This window comes from Ensifer sp. Root558 (assembly GCF_001427045.1).
Taxonomy (GTDB): Bacteria; Pseudomonadota; Alphaproteobacteria; order Rhizobiales; family Rhizobiaceae; genus Ensifer; species Ensifer adhaerens.
Genome location: NZ_LMGC01000036.1, coordinates 285960 through 302832 on the forward strand (window position 1 = coordinate 285960; position 16873 = coordinate 302832).

Consider the following 16873-nt stretch of genomic DNA (forward strand, 5'->3'; position numbering starts at 1 on the left):
GCCGTGGCGCTCTATTTTGCGGGCGAGGAACCTCCGGTGAACCTTTTGGCCTAAGCGACGTCGCGCTCTTCGCCCCGTTCGAGGCGGCGCTGAAAGAGGGCGGCGATGAGATCCGATTGGGTGACGACGCCGAGCAGCCGGTTATCCGGATCGACCACGGGCATATGGTGCAGCCCCATGTCGGACATCGGCGGCACGAGTTTGGCGATCATGGTTTCCGGCAGGGCGGATTGCACCTTGCGGGTCATGATGTCGGATACGAGCCGCGGCGTTTTCGGCCCGAAGCCGATAACGTTTCCGAGCCGCTGGCGGATGCCGCCCTGCGGCGTGAGCATCGCGTGTTTCATGAAATCGGTTTGCGTGACGATACCGACGAGGCCGTCCTTTTCAGTCACGACCGGTAGCGCCTTGATGTGATGCTTGATCAGGGTCTGCCAGGCCTGGCGCAAGGTCGTCTCGGGCGTGGCCGTGGCGACGTCGCGCGACATGATCTCGGCGCAGGTGATTTCGCCGGAGCGGCGGTTGAAGGCGCGGATCTGCGCCTGGTGGATCAACGCGTCGAGCTCTTCGGGACTGACGTCGACCACTTCACCATATTGGGCGAGAACGGCCTGCAGGTCTTCGGGGACGATGCCGAGCCTGTGCGTCGGCGCGGGGTCGCTCGTTCCATGCAGCGTCGGCGCCTGCGCAAGATGCGGGTAGCGGCGACCGGTCACGTTGTTGAACGCCAGCGCGATCAAGAGGATGACGACCGAATTGATGGCGACCGGCGACAGGACGAACCAGTAGCCCGCCTCGTGGATCGCCGGGCCACCGAGCACGGCGGTCAGCGCAACCGCCCCGCTCGGCGGATGAAGGCAGCCGAGCAGCAGCATGATCGCGATGGCGAGCCCGACGGCGACTGCGGCTGCGACGACCGGATCCGGGATCAGCAACGCCGCGGTCACGCCGATCAGCGAAGAGATGGTGTTGCCGCCGACGATCGACCAGGGCTGGGCGAGCGGGCTGGCCGGGGCGGCAAAGAGAAGGACGGCCGAGGCGCCCATTGGCGCGATCAGCAGCGGCAGGCTGGCGCCCGCCCCGAGGGCATAGCTGCTGATCAAGCCGGTAAGCAGGATGCCAAGAAGAGCGCCCAAAGACGCACGCAGGCGTTCCAGATGGCTGATCGGAACGAGCGATGGGATGAAACGCTTGATGTACGCGCGGGCCTTCGACATGGAGCCTCTCGGGAGGGGAGGTACGGACTTGGGCACGCCATTAGCACATGGCGCAGCATTGGGCATGAAATCCGCATCCAAAAACCGGCGTTGGATTGAAATATATGCATCGCGCCTAAAAAATGTGCGATGCACACGCGGGCGCGTGCTGTCCCTATAGTCGGGCTCGTCAGCCCGACAGGGCGGCGGAAAAATCGATCGAGAACCGGGTGCCACGGCCAGGCGTCGTATCGACCGCGACGGTTGCCTGGTGCAATTCGCTGATACGCCGCACGATCTTCAGGCCGAGGCCGAGCTGCCCGGAGCTTTTTACATAGCCGAGGTCTTCGTTGTGCTCCGGAAGGTCGATCAGCCCCTTGCCGTCATCCTCGACACAGACGACCGGGCCGGGGCCACAGGTCAGGACGATCCGGGTTCCCGGCGGGTTGTGCTTGACGGCGTTCTCGATGAGGTTGCGCAGCATGTTTTCGACGAGCGCCGGAATGGCGGTTATCTGTGGCGTGCCTTCGTCTACGAATTCGAGGGACTTGTCGTGGTCGAAGACGAAAGGTGCAATCGCCTCCGCAACGGCGGCGCCGATCTGAGACAGGCTGGTGCGCTGGTAGGCGGAGGGATCGACGGCATCGGCGCGCGCGAGCGAGGTCAACTGCTCCAGAATATGGGTGAGTGCGTCCAGGTCGCGCTCCGCATTGCGCGCCCGCGGGTCGTCGATGCGGCTCAGTTCCATCTTGGCGATCGACACCGGCGTGCGGATTTCATGGGCGATCGACGACGAGAACAGCTTTTGCGACTGGATGAGATCGGCAACCCGGGTCAGCATCCGATTGACTGCGGTGACGAGACGGGCGATTTCCTGCGGCATCCGCGTCAACGGCAGGCGCGCATTGCTGTCGCGCGGGTCGAGGGCGTCGGCGGCCTGCGCGGCCATGGCGACCGGCCGCAAGGCGCTGCGCACCGACCAGATCGTCGCGCCGATCACGAGACAGAACATTAGCGTCATCGGCACGATCATCGAATCGAACATCTCGTGCAGCAAGGCGCCGTACATGAAGCCGTTCGGATCGTTGAGGATCGCGAGTTCGACCAGGACGACCAGGCCGCCCCGTTCGAAAGTCTGGCCGCCGGCAACGCTGAAAGGTTTGCCCGGCGCGATCAGGCGTTTCCAGAATTGCGGCGCGTCGACGTTGAGCGGCAGGAAGTGCTGGGCACATTCGGCCGTGCAGTTCGAATGGATCATCTCGCCGGACGCAGTGCGGATACGCAGGAAAATCGCGCCGTTGTCGTCGGACCGGTCGAGATAGCGTTCGCGCACGTCGCGATTGGGCTCGTAACGCGCCACGCCGTCGCGCACCTGGACATACTCGATCAGGTTTTCGGTTTCCTGCTGCAGCATGAGCACGCTCAGCTTGTCGTCGTCGAACCAGTAGTCGGCGAAGACGACGCCGATCTGGATCGCCATGGCCAGCAGCGAGAAGGCGATGATGCGGCGGGCTACGATACCGATCAGGGAAGGGTTTCGGCTCCTCATGGAGCTTGCCTGAGGAGGTAGCCGATGCCGCGCACCGTCTCGATCTGAACGCCGCTATCGAGCGGCTGCAGGCGTTTGCGCACCCTTGAAACAGCCAGTTCCAGGGCATTGGGCGTGACTTCCTGGCCATATTCCGAAAGGGCCGTTTCGAGCTTCCGCTTCGGCACGACGCGACCGACCTCGCGCATCAGGATCTCGATCAACGACCGCTCGCGCGGCGGCAAAGGCACCACCGTGCCGTCGCAGGTGAGGTCGGCGGTTGCCGGGTCGTAGCGCAATGTCCCGGCTTCCAGTACCGGCTGTACGGCCTGGGGATTGCGCCGCAGCATCGCGCGACAGCGCGACAGCAGCTCGCGATGGTGGAACGGTTTTACGAGATAGTCGTCGGCCCCGGCGTCGAGCCCGGCGATGCGCTCGTCGACAGAGCCCTTGGCCGTGATGATCAGCACCGGCAGCCCGGGATACTCCAGGCGGACGCGGCGAAGCAGCGACAGGCCGTCGCCATCGGGCAGCCCGAGGTCAAGCAGCACCAGGTCATGCTCGCGCGCCGCGATCGCCGTTTCGGCATCGGCCACGCTTGAAACCGCATCGAGGCGCCAGCCCGCATCCCGCATGGTTTCACCGACCAGTTCAACCAGTCGCGGACTGTCTTCGACCAGGAGCAGGCGCATTGATTCGTCTCGATATTACAGGGCCACCGCCGACCATATGGGCTTTCGCCGGGACTGCCAACTGCCTGCGCGACACCTACCAGCGCGCGTATCGGCGCAACAATGAGCAATCTTGACGGGGTTTGGACAGCTTGTCCGTCGTATCTCAACGGCTGAGGGGGAGGCTGCAACCTAGCAGGTGGCCGCCACGCGGCCTCCATCTCGATTGAATGCCCGTGCCTGCAGCGCCCCTCCCAGGCGCTCTTGCAGTCACCGCAGGAGACTACAGTTTTGAGATTTTCAGGTATTCGCCGCCCCGAAATCGGCAGTATTGCGCTCAGCGCTCTTGTCAGTGCCTATCTGCTCCTTGCCACCAACAAATCCTTCTGGACACACACGGTCGCCTATTTCGACGATTCCCTCACGGCGCGTCTGTCTTTCAGCGCGGCTCTGTGTCTGCTGACCTTCGCAGGCCTGACGCTGGCCTCCGTCAAATATGTGATGAAGCCGGTGATGATCTTCCTGATCATGGTATCGGCCGCCGCCTCCTACTTCATCGATACTTTCGGCGTCATCATCGACAAGGACATGATCGGCAACGCGGCGGTGACGACGCAGGCCGAAGCCAGCCACCTCCTGACCGGCAGTCTGGCGACGCATCTGCTGCTTTACGGGGTACTTCCGTCGCTGCTGGTGATCTGGTTCAAGCTCCGCTACCGGCCCTTCCTGTCGAATGCTGCGGTCAACCTGGCGGTGATCATTCCCTGCCTCCTGGTCAGCGGGGGGCTGGTCTACGCGAACTTTGCAAACGTCGCCTACGTGATCCGCGAACACAAGGACCTGATGAAGCGGTTCAACCCGACGGGGCCGGTTTCGGCTGCCGTGCGATATGCATCCTCGACCTATAAGCAGCGCAACATCGTCGTGCAGCCACTCGCAACCGATGCCCGACAGGGTGCGCGGATTGAAGCTGCCGGCAAGCCCGTGGTTGTCGTCGTCGTTGCCGGCGAAACCGCGCGCGCGATGAACTTCTCGCTGAACGGCTACGGGCGCGAGACCAATCCGGAACTCAAGGCTCTGGGCGTCGTCAACTACACCGACACCACGAGCTGCGGCACGGCGACGGCAACGTCGCTCCCCTGCATGTTCTCCGTCTACCCGCGTGATGAGTACAGCGACTGGAAGGCTCGCTCGACAGAAAACCTCATGAACGTGCTGACGCGCGCCGGTGTTTCGACCACCTGGTGGGACAACAACACCGGAAGCAAGGGCATTGCCGACCTCATCAACTTCGCCAGCATGACCGACCAGAAGAACAGCCCGCTCTGCAAAAACGGGGAATGCCTGGACGAGATCTTCCTCGGTGAGCTCGACAAGAAGCTCTCGGCGACCAAGAAGAACAGCGTGATCGTGCTCCACCAACTCGGCAGCCACGGACCGTCCTACTACCTGCGCTATCCCGAGAAGTTCCGGCGTTTCACGCCCGATTGCCGCACGGCCGAACTGATGAAGTGTTCGGTTGAAGAAATCACGAACGCCTATGACAACACGATACTCTACACCGACTACGTGGTGGCGAGTGTCGCCCGGTTGCTGGAAAAGCATCAGGACCAGATCGCCGGCGCGATGATCTATATGTCCGATCACGGCGAGTCGCTCGGCGAGAACGGCATCTATCTGCACGGCGCGCCCTATGCCATCGCCCCGCGCGAACAGACGCAGGTGCCGTTTATTGCGTGGTTCTCGAAGCCCTACCAGGCGGCAATGGGTGTCGATACGGCGTGCCTCGCCAAGGATACGGCGCAGCCGAAATCCCACGACAACCTGTTTCATACCGTGCTCGGCATGATGAATGTCGAGACCAAGGTCTACAAGCCGGGCCTTGATGCCTTTGCGAGCTGCACGAAGAAGCCGGGCGGCGGGTCGGCGTTCCAGGCCGCGGATACGACCAACGACTTGCCGGCAAGCCCCGTGCGTTCCTCAGGGTTTCCAGGCGCCCTTTAACGGCCCGTAAATTTGCCCACGGTCGGAACAAAACCCGGCCTCGACGCTTCCTTGAAAACACACCCCGATTTCGTTCCCGCCACGGCCGAGACGGCCAACGCGGCCTCGGCCCTTCGGGACAGCCCAAGGAAGGAGAGGTCCGATGCGCATCGTCGGTCTGCAGGTCACTGCCGAAAGAGCCGGTCGTTCAGGGTTTACCGTCGAATTCATAGGCGACGGCGATGAGGTGGTGACAGTGATGTGTCCCCAGGACAAGGCCGGATCCCTTAACCGGCTGAACGCGATCGCGAAGGCAAAGGAAATTCTGCATGCGGCCATTGCGGCCGACGAAACGGTCGCGGCCGCCGGCGACCAGGCAGGGGTGCGTCGCGGCACCCTGCCGAACGCGCGCCGGGCGCATGATCGCGATGCGATGGAAGAGCAACTCGACGAAGGGCTCGAGGATACTTTTCCGGCAAGCGACCCGGTGTCGATCGCCAGCTCGACCATCGCCAAGGGCCATTCCCGACGCTGACATCAGGACGGCACAATAGTGGCTCCCAAGTGCGGGCATTTTGCCCGTCGCTCCTTACACGGCGGCCCTCATTCTTAATTGTCGCACGGGTCCGCGTCGCGGCCGCGGCATCTTGCATCCTTTCCGCAAAAGGCATGTTATAGCGCCTTGATCTGGCGATATTTTCGGCCTCGAAGCGGCCGGCGCCCGCTATCGGAATTTGGAGAGTGAATGCATGGCCGTCCGGCATCTGACGTTCGCCGTCGGCGATATTCACGGCTGCCTCGACCAGCTGCGCGCGCTGCTGGATGAAATCGAAGACTATGCGCCAACGGGGCGGGTGATCTTTCTCGGCGACCTGATCGATAGGGGGCCGGACAGCCGCGCCGTCATTGAACTGATCATGGCCGGCCCGACGAAGCCCGGCTGGACCTGGTTGACCCTCAAGGGCAACCACGAGGAAATGCTTTGGGGTGCCAGCAGTGGTGAAAGCGATGTCGACTGGTGGCTGGTCAACGGTGGCCGCGAGACGCTGATCTCCTATGACGGCACGGTTCCCGGGCGGCACCTGAAATGGATCAAGGAGCTGCCGACGATCCTGGTCGAGCGCTTTCGCATTTTCGTTCATGCGGGCGTCGACGACACGCGGCCGCTGGAACAGCAGGACGACGGGGTTTTCCTCTGGATCCGGCCGCCCGACGACTATTCCGGCGAGTACTGGGGCCGGCACCTTTGTCATGGCCACACGCCGAGCACGGCCAATCCGCGCACGGTCGGAAACCGCACCAATGTCGATTCCGGCGCGGTGTTCAGCGGCATCCTCTCCTGCGCCATCTTCGACGACGATCAGGCGGGTGGGCCGATCGACTTCCTGACGGCGAGCAAGGCTGCCTGGCGCGTCGAGTGAGCGTTAGCATCGGTGGCGTAAATGGCATTGTGCGGGCGGCTCTCCGGTAGTAGGTGTGGCTTCTCCGCTGGGCGAAGCCTTTGCCGCCCGTCTCATCATCTCAGGGGATTGCCTTGGACGCCGCGCCTTCATCCGTTTTCACGAAGAATTTTGCTGCCCTCCTGTTCGATATGGATGGCACGTTGCTGAACTCCATGGCCGTGGTCGAGCGTGTCTGGGGCGCATGGGCGGAGCGCAATGGTCTCGACCCAGTCGAGTTTACCAAAACCGTACATGGCGTGCGCGCCGTCGATACGATCCGCAATCTCGAGCTGCCGGACATCGATCCGGAGAAGGAAGCCTACGACCTGGCGCTGGCCGAGATCGCCGACGTTGAAGGTATTGTCGAGATCCCCGGTGCGGTTGATTTCCTGAATTCTCTGCCGCCGGAAAGGTGGGCGATCGTAACGTCCGCGCCGCTGGATCTCGCCGTGCGCCGTCTCGCGGCCGCCGGCATTCCGATGCCCCAACTGATGATCACCGGTGAGGATGTTTCCATCGGCAAGCCCGATCCACAGGGCTACCGGATGGCGGCCGAGCGGCTGGGCGTGCGTGCGGAGGATTGCCTGGTGTTCGAGGACGCGCCGGCCGGAATTCTGGCCGGGCTCGCAGCCGGGGCCGATGTCGTCGTCGTCACCGGTGCGCATGCGGCCGCCGAGGGAACGCCGCACATGACGCTTGCCCGCTACCACGACATCGCGGTGGAGCGCGCAACAGACGGCACGGTATCACTGCGCCGGACCGCTTGAAAACCCGTCGATGAGAACGGGAGGCCGCGTGCCGACCTCCCGTCATTCGCGTCGCTGGTTTAGGCGTTGAGCCAGCATTTCGTCAGCGCGTGCCCGCCCATCAGTTCGCCGTTCGGATCGTCGATCCAACCGCCGACCTTGTCGTTGGTCGCGTCGATATAGTTGTTGAACATCGGTACGATGACGCCGCCTTCGTCGCGCAGCATCATCGCCGCCTGATGATAGAGTGCCTTGCGCTTGGCGTTGTCGAGTTCACCACGCGCCGCAAAGATCAGCTTGTCGAAGTCCTCCCGGAGGAAGCGGGTGTCGTTCCACTCGGCCTTGGAGAGATAGGCGATCGAATAGACCTGGTCCTGCGTCGGCCGGCCGGTCCAATAGGACATGCTGAAGGGCTGCTTGTTCCAGACGTCCGACCAGTAGCCGTCGCCCGGTTCGCGCTTCAGGTCGATGGTGATCCCGCATTTGGCGGCGCTCATCTGGAAGAGTTGTGCCGCATCGACAGCGCCGGGAAAGGCGACATCGGAGGTCCGAAGCAGAACCGAGCCGCTGTGCCCGGATTTCTTGAAGTGGAACTTCGCCTTGTCCGGATCGAAGACGCGCTGCTCGATATCGTTGTCGAACAGCGGATAGCCCTTGATCATCGGCGTGTCGTTGCCGACGGTGCCATAGCCGGCGAGCACCTTTGCCACCATCTCCTCGCGGTCGACGGCATATTTCAGCGCCAGGCGCAGGTCGTTGTTGTCGAAGGGCGCCGTGTTGCAATGGGCGATGAAGACATAGTGACCCTTGCCCGGCACATTCCGTATGACGACGCCGGGAAGGCGACTGATCAGGGCGACCACCTTGGGCTCGATGCGGTTGATCATGTGGATCTGGCCGCTCTGGAGGGCCGCGGTTCGAGCGGTCGAGTCATTGATGACAGCGATTTCGATCTGATCGGCATGGCCGCGCTCGGCCGAGCCCCAATAACCTTCGTGCCGCTCTGCGATATGTTTGACGCCCGGCTCGTTGGACACGACCTTGTAGGGGCCGGTGCCGATGCCCGCCGTCGGGTCGTCCTTGCCGCCGTTCGGCTGGATCATCAGGTGGTAATCGCTGACGATATAGGGCAGGTCGGCATTGGGCGCGCGCAGCGCGATGACCACGCTGTCGCCATCGACTTTGATCGTCTCAAAGTCCTGAACGAAGGGCAGGGCCGCAGACTTGGAGTCCGCGTCGCCATGACGCTCGAACGTCGCCACCACGTCGGCCGGGGTCAGCTCCTTGCCGTTGTGGAAGGTCACGTCCTTGCGGATCTTGAAGCGCCAGGTCTTGGCGTCCGGCGTCGCCTCGTAGGCTTCCGCAAGCCGGTACTCGATCTCGCCCGTCGGCGAGACTTCGACGAGCTGTTCGCCCCAGCAGCGCCCGAGCGTGTAGGGGACCTGACTTGCCCAGGTTGCCGGGTCCAGGCTGTTCGTCGATTCCCCGCCGACGAGGCCCGCCTTGAGTGTTCCGCCCTTGACCGGCCCTGCGGCGCGGGCCGCTTGGCCAAGCAGCAGGTTCGCCGAGGCGGCGGTTATCCCGAGTGCCGCGGCGCGTCCGAGAAACTCCCGTCGCGACAGCCGGCCCGCGGCAACCTGCTTGCTCATGAATTCCAGTTCAATTGGCATGTCTTACTCCCTCTCTTGCAAGACCCACCCGGTGTAACCGGTATCGTTGCAGATATTGGAGACAGATGCCGCGCCTGGTGTGTTGCCGCGCGACAGATGGTGGCGCAGATCGGCGAAAGAAAGTCGTATTCTCGACCGAATAGTTGAGGCGCCGTCACCCCTTGCGGGCGTAGCGTTGCAGGATCGCGGAGATATCCGGCTCGGTCTTGTCGGTGTCGAGTTCGGCGCGAAGCTCGACCGCGTCGAGGTGTTCGAGCATGATCCGTTCCGCCGTGGCGGTGTCGCGCGATTGCAGGGCGCGGATGATCTGGACATGCTCGTCGACGGCACATTCCGGCGAATGCAGCCGCGCGAAGCGAGCGAGGATCAGCGAACAGCGTGAGACGATCTCGCGGACGAACCGCGTCAGCGCCTGTGAGCCCGTAAGCTCGGCAAGCAGGATGTGAAACTCGCCAGCGAGCCGGATCGAAAGCGGGCCGTGATCTGTAAGTGCCGTCTCCTCCTGCCGGACATGCTGCTGCAGCCGCTTGACGCCGGCGGCGTCGAGATCGGCGACGAGCCGTCGGATCACCTCGGCTTCGAGCATGCGTCTCAGTGCGAAGATGTCGCGGGCTTCCTCCAATGTCGGCTCGGCCACGCAGGCGCCCTTATTGGCGCGTAAATCGACAATGCCTTCTGCGTTGAGCCGGACCAGGGCCGCCCGAACGCTGGTACGGCTGACCTTGAAATGGTCGGCGATCGTATCTTCGGAAAGTTTCGTTCCGGGCCTCAGGGCCTGTTCCAGGATCGCCTGGCGCAAAAGCTTGTAGACCACTTCGCTGCGGCTAGATTTCTCAGACAAGGTTGCCTCCCCAACGGGCCGATCGGGGACCGGCCGAACATGTCCCTTGTCTTCGATAGCGCCCGTCCAAATGGTCGTCAATATTGTATACAATAATGTTGATGTTTGTATTCTCTTGTCGTATGCAATTGCAGGCGCCGACAAAAAAAGGCCGGTGCCGGCCGGTTCGGGAGGAGGCGTGCGGAGAGGACCGCGCGACCTGAGAAGGCCTGAAAGGGAACAGCCAATGGGAGGGAATTCATGAACAGCAGGATTCTGCAGCTCTGTGCGACAGTTGCCGGCATCGCCGTCGGCCTGGTGGCCACGACCACTGCCAACGCCGCGACGACGCTCGAAACCGTCAAGGCCCGCGGCAAGCTGATCTGCGGCGTCTCGATGAGCACGCCGGGCTTTGCGACGGCCGATGCCAAGGGTCACATGGAGGGCTTCGACGTCGATGTCTGCCGCGCCGTGGCGGCTGCCGTATTCGGCGATCCGGAAAAGGTCGACTTCGTCCTGACCAACATCAATACGCGCTTCCAGGCGCTTCAGTCCGGCGAGATCGACATGCTGTCGCGCCAGACGACCATGACCTTTTCGCGCGAAACCTCACTCGGGCTCGATTTCGGCCCGACCGTGTTCTACGACGGCCAGGGTCTGATGGTGCCGAAGTCGCTCGGCGTCAGCAGCGCCAAGGAACTGACCGACGCGGCGATCTGCACGCTGCCGGGCACCACGACCGCCCAGAACCTCAGCGACTTCTTCCGTACGATCGGCGGCAAGTTCGAGCTGGTCGTCTTCGAAAGCCCGGACGAAAACCGCAACGCCTTCTTCTCCGGCCGCTGCGAGGCGATCTCGTCCGACCGTTCGGACCTTGCCTCGATCCGCGCCGTTGCCAACAACCCGGACGATTACGTCGTGCTGCCGGAAACGATCTCCAAGGAGCCGCTGGCGCCGGCCGTTCGCCAGAACGATTCCAACTGGCGTGACATCGTCTCCTGGTCTGCCTGGATGCTGATGGCTGCCGAAGAGCGTGGGATCACCCAGGCCAATGTCGACGAGATGACCAAGAGCGAGGATCCGGAGATCCAGCGCATGCTCGGCGTCAGCGAAGAACTCGGCAAGATGCTGAACCTCGACAACAAGTGGGGCTACAACATCATCAAGGGCGTCGGGAACTACGGCGAAGTGTTCGAGCGCAACCTCGGCACCAAGACCGCGCTTGGCCTGACGCGTGGCCCGAACACACGCTGGAGCGAAGGTGGCCTGCTCTACGCACCGCCGTTCCGTTGAGAATTGACGGGCCCGCGCGTTTCGCGCGGGTCCACGTCTCCACATGGTGCCTAATCGGCCCGTGGAGAGTGCGCGCGGTATGCCGCCGTACTATAAACGATAGAAATCGATCAAGTTATGATCTTGGGTCGCGCCGGCCCGAGATCATTGTGCTCCAAGGGACGGGTGCCGATGCCCCTGTTTTATGACGCGCGCATTCGCGCCTATCTCTATCAAGCGATCGCCGTCGGCGTCGTGCTGCTCATCGCCTGGGTGATGTTCAGCACCGCAAGCGCCAATCTTGCCAAGCAGGATATTGCGACCGGGTTCGGCTTCCTGGCGCGCCAGGCCGGATTTGTCATTACCGAATCTGCCATCACCTATGAGCCGACGGATACGATCGGCCGCGCGATCCTCGTCGGCATCACCAACACGGTCAAGGTTTCGCTGCTCGCTGCCCTGTTCGGCACTGTTCTCGGGCTGTTGGTCGGCATCGGGCGGCTGTCGCACAATCCGGTGTTGTCGCGGCTGATGCTTGCCTATGTGGAAGCGCTGCGCAACGTGCCGCTGCTGCTTTATCTTCTGCTCTGGTATTCGCTGATCATCTCCGTGTTTCCGCCAGTCAAGCAGGCGATCGAGATGCTTCCCGGCGTCTTTCTGTCGAACAGCGGTCTGGTCACGCCGGCGCTGCACTGGCAGAGCGGTTTCGCTGCGCTGGTCACGGCCTTTGTTGTCGGCGTCGCTGCCGCCGTCGCTACCGCGCGCATTCTCGGCCGCCGCCGCATCGCAACCGGCAAGGAGCGGCCGATTGCCCTGTTCGCGACGATCGGGTTTCTGCTGCCGCTTACCGCAACCATCCTCTTCGCAAACATCTCGGTCACTTGGGACGTGCCGGAACTCGGCCGCTTCCGCCTGAGCGGCGGCTATCATTTGCGCCCCGAATTCGTGGCGCTTCTGCTCGGGCTGACGCTCAGCGTGTCGGCCAATGTCGCGGAAATCGTTCGCGCCGGCATCCAGGCAGTCAGCAAGGGGCAGTGGGAAGCGGCGACGGCACTTGGCCTGTCGCGCGCACGCACGCTGAAGCTCGTGATCCTGCCGCAGGCGCTACGCATCATCATTCCGCCGCTCACCAACACCTATCTGACCGTGTTCAAGAACAGCTCGCTCGCGATCGCCATCGGCTATCCGGATCTGGTGATGGTCTCAAACACGATTATGAACCAGACGGGCCAGGCGATTGAAGCCATTGCCATTTTCATGGGCGTCTATCTCGGCCTGTCGATCCTGATCTCGCTGGTGATGAACTGGTACAATGCGCGGGTCGCGCTGAGGGAGCGCTGAGCCATGACACAGGTCGACACCCTCGTGAGCAATGCGACGCTTGCGCCGAGCCGCGAAGCGCCACCGGCATCGCGCAGCCGCTGGTTCAGCGCCTATTTCGGCACGCCCGGCAATGCGCTGATCACCATCCTTTGCCTCGGCACGGTCTTTGCGCTCGCCAAGCTCGCAATCGGCTGGCTCTTCGTCGACGCCACCTTTGTCGGCACGCCGGCGGAATGCAAGGCGACGAGCGGCGCCTGCTGGCCGTTCCTGTCGGCGAAGATGCGCTACATCTTTTTCGGCTTTTATCCCTTTGAAGAGCAATGGCGTCCGCTGACGGCGATGCTTCTGTTTCTCGGCGCCTGCCTCGTCTCGATGATGCCGAAGGTCTGGGGGCGGGGACTGCTGATCGCCTGGGTCGCCGTCGTCCTGCCGGTGCTCTATGTGCTGATGGCGGGCGGCTATTTCGGGCTCACGGTCGTGCCCACGACGCAATGGGGCGGGTTGCCGCTTTCCTTCATGCTCTCCTTCATCGGGCTTGCCTGCGCGCTCCCGCTTGGCATTGCGCTGGCGCTCGCCCGCGCATCGAGCCTTCCGGCAATCCGCGTCCTCGGCGTCGGCTTCATTGAGATCGTACGCGGGGTGCCGCTGATCAGCATCCTGTTCATGGCGACGGTCATGCTGCCCCTGTTCATGCCCAATGGCATCACCATCGACAAGCTCGTCCGGGCGCAGGTGGCGATCATCCTCTTTGCCGCCGCCTATATCGCCGAGATCGTGCGCGGCGGCCTGCAGGCGGTTCCCAACGGGCAGGTCGAGGCCGGCCATTCGCTGGGTCTGCATTACTGGCAGATCATGCGTAAAATCGTGCTGCCGCAGGCGCTGAAGAAGGTCATTCCGCCCTTGGTCAGCCTGTTCATCGGCTTCTTCCAGGATACAACGCTGGTGACGATCGTCGGTCTGCTCGACTTCCTCGACACCGTCCGCTCCGCCATGCGCGACCCGCAATGGCAGGGCATCGCGGTGGTGGAGGGCTATGTCTTCGCGGCTGTTGTATACTTCGTTTTCAGCGCTCTCATGGGGGCTTACAGCCGTTTCCTCGAGCAATATTTCAGGACCACGCATGACTAAAGAGATCCACGTCATCCGCAAAGCGCATACGCTTGTCGCCTTCGACCGCAAGCTTAATGGCAATGTCTATCTCAACGACGCCGACGTCGCCTATGACGAGAAAGGCTTCGTGCATGTCGGCGGCCACTATGACGGTCCGTTCGTCAGCGAAAGCTCCGGCCGCGATCGCATGATCCTGCCGGGCTTCGTCAACGTGCATTGCCATTCCGGCGAGGAGCCGATCTCCAAGGGCATCTTCGAGGACATGGGGACGGCAGCGCTCTGGGGCAATGCGCTCTATGAATACTCCAACCTTCTGGAAATCGATGACGATGCGATCGAGGCGTCGCTGACGGTCATGGTCGGCGACCTGATGCGTAGTGGCGTCACCACGTTGCTCGATATTGCCGGCCCGCATACGAGCTGGCTGCCGACGCTTGCCAAAAGTGGTGCACGCGCCTTCGTCGCGCCGGGTTTCCGCGAAGCGCAATGGCACGTCGAAGACAGCCATCGTCTTGACTTCCGTTGGGACAGGGCGCGGGGACGCGATGCCTTTGCGCGAGCGCTTGAGGTCGTCGATACTGCGAATGCACACCCATCGGGCCGCCTTGGCGGCGTCGTCGCACCGTCGCAGATCGAGACCTGCTCGCCGGAACTGCTGCAGGATGCGGTGGCGGCAGCGCGTCAGCGCGGCATGCCGATCACCATTCATGCTGCCCAGACCATGACCGAGCACGAAGAACTCTTGCGCCGGAACGGGCTGACGGCCGTACAATATCTCGAAAAGCTGGGTCTGCTCGGCAAGGACATGATCCTTGGTCATTGCATCTTCGTCGACAGCCATTCCTGGACGCGACAGCGCACGGAGATCGACTTGCGTCTGCTCGCCGATCGCCAGACGACCGTCGCCCATTGCCCGGTCACCTTCTCGCGCAGCGGCATGGCGCTGGAATCGGTCGGCCGCTACCGCCGCGCCGGCGTCAACGTCGCGCTCGGAACCGACAGCTATCCGTTCAACATGCTCGAAGAAATGCGCCAGGCGATGATCTGCGCGCGGCTCTCGGGCAAGTCCGTCTTCGACGTATCCACCGGCGACATCTTCGAGGCGGCGACGACCGCCGGCGCGCGGGCACTTGGCCGGGACGACATCGGCCGGATCGCCGTCGGCTCGAAGGCGGATTTCCTGGTGGTCGATCTCAGGCACCACGCCATGCAGCCGGTCTACGACCCCTTGCGCAATCTCCTGCATTGCGCGGCGGAGCGGGCGATCGAGCGTGTCCACGTGGACGGCACTTGCGTCGTCAGTGATGGCCGCCCGACCTTGATCGATTATGACGGCGCGCTCGCAAAGCTCCAGGAAGCGCAGGACTACGCTTGCCGCAAGGCGGCTGAGAACGACACGAAGGGTCGCGCAATGGGGACACTTGCGCCGCTCTCACTGCCGCGCAGGTAATTCCGGCCGCGGTCCGTCAGGACAGAAAGCGGTGTGCGGCGAAGAGGCAGATCAGGAATGTCGCCGCCGCGCCCGCCAGCGCGCCAAGACGCCTTTCGAGGAAATCCCGGATCTCTTCGCCGAAACGGCGCAGCAGCCAGGCGAGCAGGAAGAATCGCGCGCCGCGGGCAATGATCGCCGAGACGATGAACAGGCCGAGATTGATGTTGGCGGCGCCTGAAAGGATGGTCACGACCTTGATCGGCGGCAGATGCGCCAGTCCCGAGGTGACGAGCAGCAATGCCAGCATCTCACTGTCGACCGAGGACTTCAGATGCTCGAAGGTGTCGAGCTTGCCGTAGAACTCGAGCAATGGCCTTGCGATGGTGTCGAAGGCATAATGGCCGAGATACCAGCCGGCGATGCCGCCAAGTACCGAGCAGACCGTCGCCACGAGCGCATAGCGCCAGGCCCGTTCCGGGCGCGCCAGCGCCATAGGGATCAAGAGAAGATCGGCCGGAACCGGGAAGATCGAGCTTTCGACAAAGGCAATGATGCCAAGCCAGACAATGGCGGTTTCCCGTGTCGCGAGCGACATTGTCCAATCGTACAGGCGTCGGAGCATGAGGTGCGGTTCTCTGTTGGCCCGGGGTCCGTTTACGGCCCCCAAAGCTCGTCTATAGGCCAGAGAGCAGGGTGTAAATGTGGCTGACTTCTGTATTTGAGACAATTCTCACGAGAAGCCGTGCCGGCGTTATTGGGCAGCCGCCATGCGCGCGTAGCGCCCTGGCGGTTGCCCGACATGGCGGCTGAAGGCCGTGCTGAAGGTGCTTGCCGAGCTGTAGCCGACATGTTCGGCGACGGCGGCAAGATCCAGTTCGCGTTGCCGCAGCAGGTCCTTGGCGATCGCCATGCGCCAGACGAGCAGATACTCCATCGGTGGCACGCCGACGGCGCGCGTGAAGCGCTCGAAGAAGACGGAGCGCGACAGTGCGGCCTCGTGCGCCAGCTCAGTCACGGTCCAGGGATGGGCGGGATCGGCGTGGATCTGGCGAATGGCCACCGCCAGCCGCGCATCTCCCAGCCCGCGCAACAGGCCGGGTGCCGCGCTCTCCCCTTCAATTGATCGAAGCGCCTCGACAAGCATCACTTCCACAAGACGTGCGAGAACCAGGTCGTGGCCCGGGCGTTCGTCGCGTGCTTCTTCGCCCACAATGCGGACGAGCGTCGAAAGCCGCTCTATCCCGCGCAGATGCATCAATGCCGGCAGCAGCGAAACGAGCAGTCCGGCGTCGGACGAGTCGAGGACGAAATAGCCGCCGAGCAGGCGCACGTCCGGTTCGCCGTCCTGCCTGCCATGGCGAACTTCGCCGACCGGTGACGGCGCCGCCTTGGGATCGATGAAGGTCGGCTGAACCGGATCGAAGCCCGAGATGGTGAAGCCGGGCGTGCGAGGCAACAACACGAAGTCGCCCGCCTGCAGCGTCACCGGCGCCTCGCCATCGACTGCCAGCCGGCACGATCCCTCGATGGCGGTACAAAAGCTCGGATGACCGAATTCGGAGTAGCGAACCGCCCAGCGGCCGGCACCGCTGATGCCTTTGGTGAACACTGTGCGTGGGCGGAGAAGCTGAATAAGCTGCGAGAGGGGATCGGTCATTTCAGGATGCTAGCAAATAAAAT

The 16873-nt window shown here is 63.0% G+C and carries 15 protein-coding genes; 8 read left to right on the forward strand and 7 right to left on the reverse strand.

The genetic code is table 11. The features are described from left to right. Positions 1-50: 50 nt before the first annotated feature. The 3 genes from ASD63_RS30800 to ASD63_RS30810 form a co-directional block, all read right to left on the reverse strand. Positions 51-1217 carry an HPP family protein gene (locus tag ASD63_RS30800; protein WP_034799628.1) on the reverse strand — a complete coding sequence of 389 codons (1167 nt, stop codon included), beginning with the start codon at positions 1215-1217 and terminating at the stop codon, positions 51-53. Positions 1218-1386: 169 nt separating this feature from the next. Beyond that, complete coding sequence (locus tag ASD63_RS30805; RefSeq protein ID WP_060530328.1) at positions 1387-2745, reverse strand: HAMP domain-containing sensor histidine kinase; 1359 nt, start codon at positions 2743-2745, stop codon at positions 1387-1389. Next, the gene (locus ASD63_RS30810) at positions 2742-3416 is read right to left on the reverse strand and encodes a response regulator transcription factor (protein WP_034799630.1); all 675 of its coding nucleotides are present in this window, start codon (positions 3414-3416) and stop codon (positions 2742-2744) included. The genes ASD63_RS30805 and ASD63_RS30810 overlap by 4 nt, the downstream gene beginning before the upstream one ends. A gap of 270 nt (positions 3417-3686) precedes the next feature. Here ASD63_RS30810 and ASD63_RS30815 point away from each other — a divergent pair, with 270 nt between their 5' ends. The 4 genes from ASD63_RS30815 (at position 3687) to ASD63_RS30830 (ending at position 7587) form a co-directional block, all read left to right on the forward strand. Further along, on the forward strand, positions 3687-5399 hold the full coding sequence (locus tag ASD63_RS30815) for a phosphoethanolamine--lipid A transferase (protein WP_060530329.1): 1713 nt from the start codon (positions 3687-3689) through the stop codon (positions 5397-5399). A 142-nt stretch (positions 5400-5541) separates the two neighbouring features. Then, on the forward strand, positions 5542-5913 hold the full coding sequence (locus ASD63_RS30820) for a hypothetical protein (RefSeq protein WP_034799632.1): 372 nt from the start codon (positions 5542-5544) through the stop codon (positions 5911-5913). Positions 5914-6127: 214 nt separating this feature from the next. Then, on the forward strand, positions 6128-6799 hold the full coding sequence (locus tag ASD63_RS30825; RefSeq protein ID WP_034799633.1) for a metallophosphoesterase family protein: 672 nt from the start codon (positions 6128-6130) through the stop codon (positions 6797-6799). A gap of 113 nt (positions 6800-6912) precedes the next feature. Further along, positions 6913-7587, forward strand: a complete 675-nt coding sequence (locus ASD63_RS30830; protein WP_034799634.1) for an HAD family hydrolase — start codon at positions 6913-6915, stop codon at positions 7585-7587. 59 nt (positions 7588-7646) lie between these two features. Here the strand turns inward: ASD63_RS30830 and ASD63_RS30835 are convergent, their stop codons facing one another. Next, positions 7647-9236, reverse strand: coding sequence for an ABC transporter substrate-binding protein (locus ASD63_RS30835; RefSeq protein ID WP_060530330.1), 1590 nt, complete (start codon positions 9234-9236; stop codon positions 7647-7649). 154 nt (positions 9237-9390) lie between these two features. After that, complete coding sequence (locus ASD63_RS30840; protein ID WP_034799636.1) at positions 9391-10077, reverse strand: GntR family transcriptional regulator; 687 nt, start codon at positions 10075-10077, stop codon at positions 9391-9393. A gap of 240 nt (positions 10078-10317) precedes the next feature. Here ASD63_RS30840 and ASD63_RS30845 point away from each other — a divergent pair, with 240 nt between their 5' ends. The 4 genes from ASD63_RS30845 to ASD63_RS30860 all read left to right on the forward strand — a co-directional run bounded on the left by ASD63_RS30845 (position 10318) and on the right by ASD63_RS30860 (position 15211). Next, positions 10318-11349, forward strand: coding sequence for an amino acid ABC transporter substrate-binding protein (locus ASD63_RS30845; RefSeq protein ID WP_060530331.1), 1032 nt, complete (start codon positions 10318-10320; stop codon positions 11347-11349). A 171-nt stretch (positions 11350-11520) separates the two neighbouring features. Further along, positions 11521-12669, forward strand: a complete 1149-nt coding sequence (locus tag ASD63_RS30850; protein WP_060530332.1) for an ABC transporter permease subunit — start codon at positions 11521-11523, stop codon at positions 12667-12669. 3 nt (positions 12670-12672) lie between these two features. Continuing rightward, positions 12673-13779: an amino acid ABC transporter permease gene (locus ASD63_RS30855; protein WP_082573030.1), complete on the forward strand. Its 1107-nt coding sequence runs from the start codon at positions 12673-12675 to the stop codon at positions 13777-13779. Continuing rightward, complete coding sequence (locus tag ASD63_RS30860) at positions 13772-15211, forward strand: amidohydrolase family protein (RefSeq protein WP_060530333.1); 1440 nt, start codon at positions 13772-13774, stop codon at positions 15209-15211. The genes ASD63_RS30855 and ASD63_RS30860 overlap by 8 nt, the downstream gene beginning before the upstream one ends. Positions 15212-15227: 16 nt before the next feature. Here ASD63_RS30860 and ASD63_RS30865 read toward each other — a convergent pair whose 3' ends face one another. Together ASD63_RS30865 and ASD63_RS30870 are read right to left on the reverse strand one after the other, a co-directional pair. Further along, positions 15228-15815 (reverse strand): YqaA family protein, encoded by a 588-nt coding sequence (locus ASD63_RS30865; RefSeq protein WP_060530334.1) that lies wholly within the window; start codon positions 15813-15815, stop codon positions 15228-15230. 129 nt (positions 15816-15944) lie between these two features. Further along, on the reverse strand, positions 15945-16850 hold the full coding sequence (locus ASD63_RS30870) for an AraC family transcriptional regulator (RefSeq protein WP_060530335.1): 906 nt from the start codon (positions 16848-16850) through the stop codon (positions 15945-15947). Positions 16851-16873 lie beyond the last annotated feature (23 nt).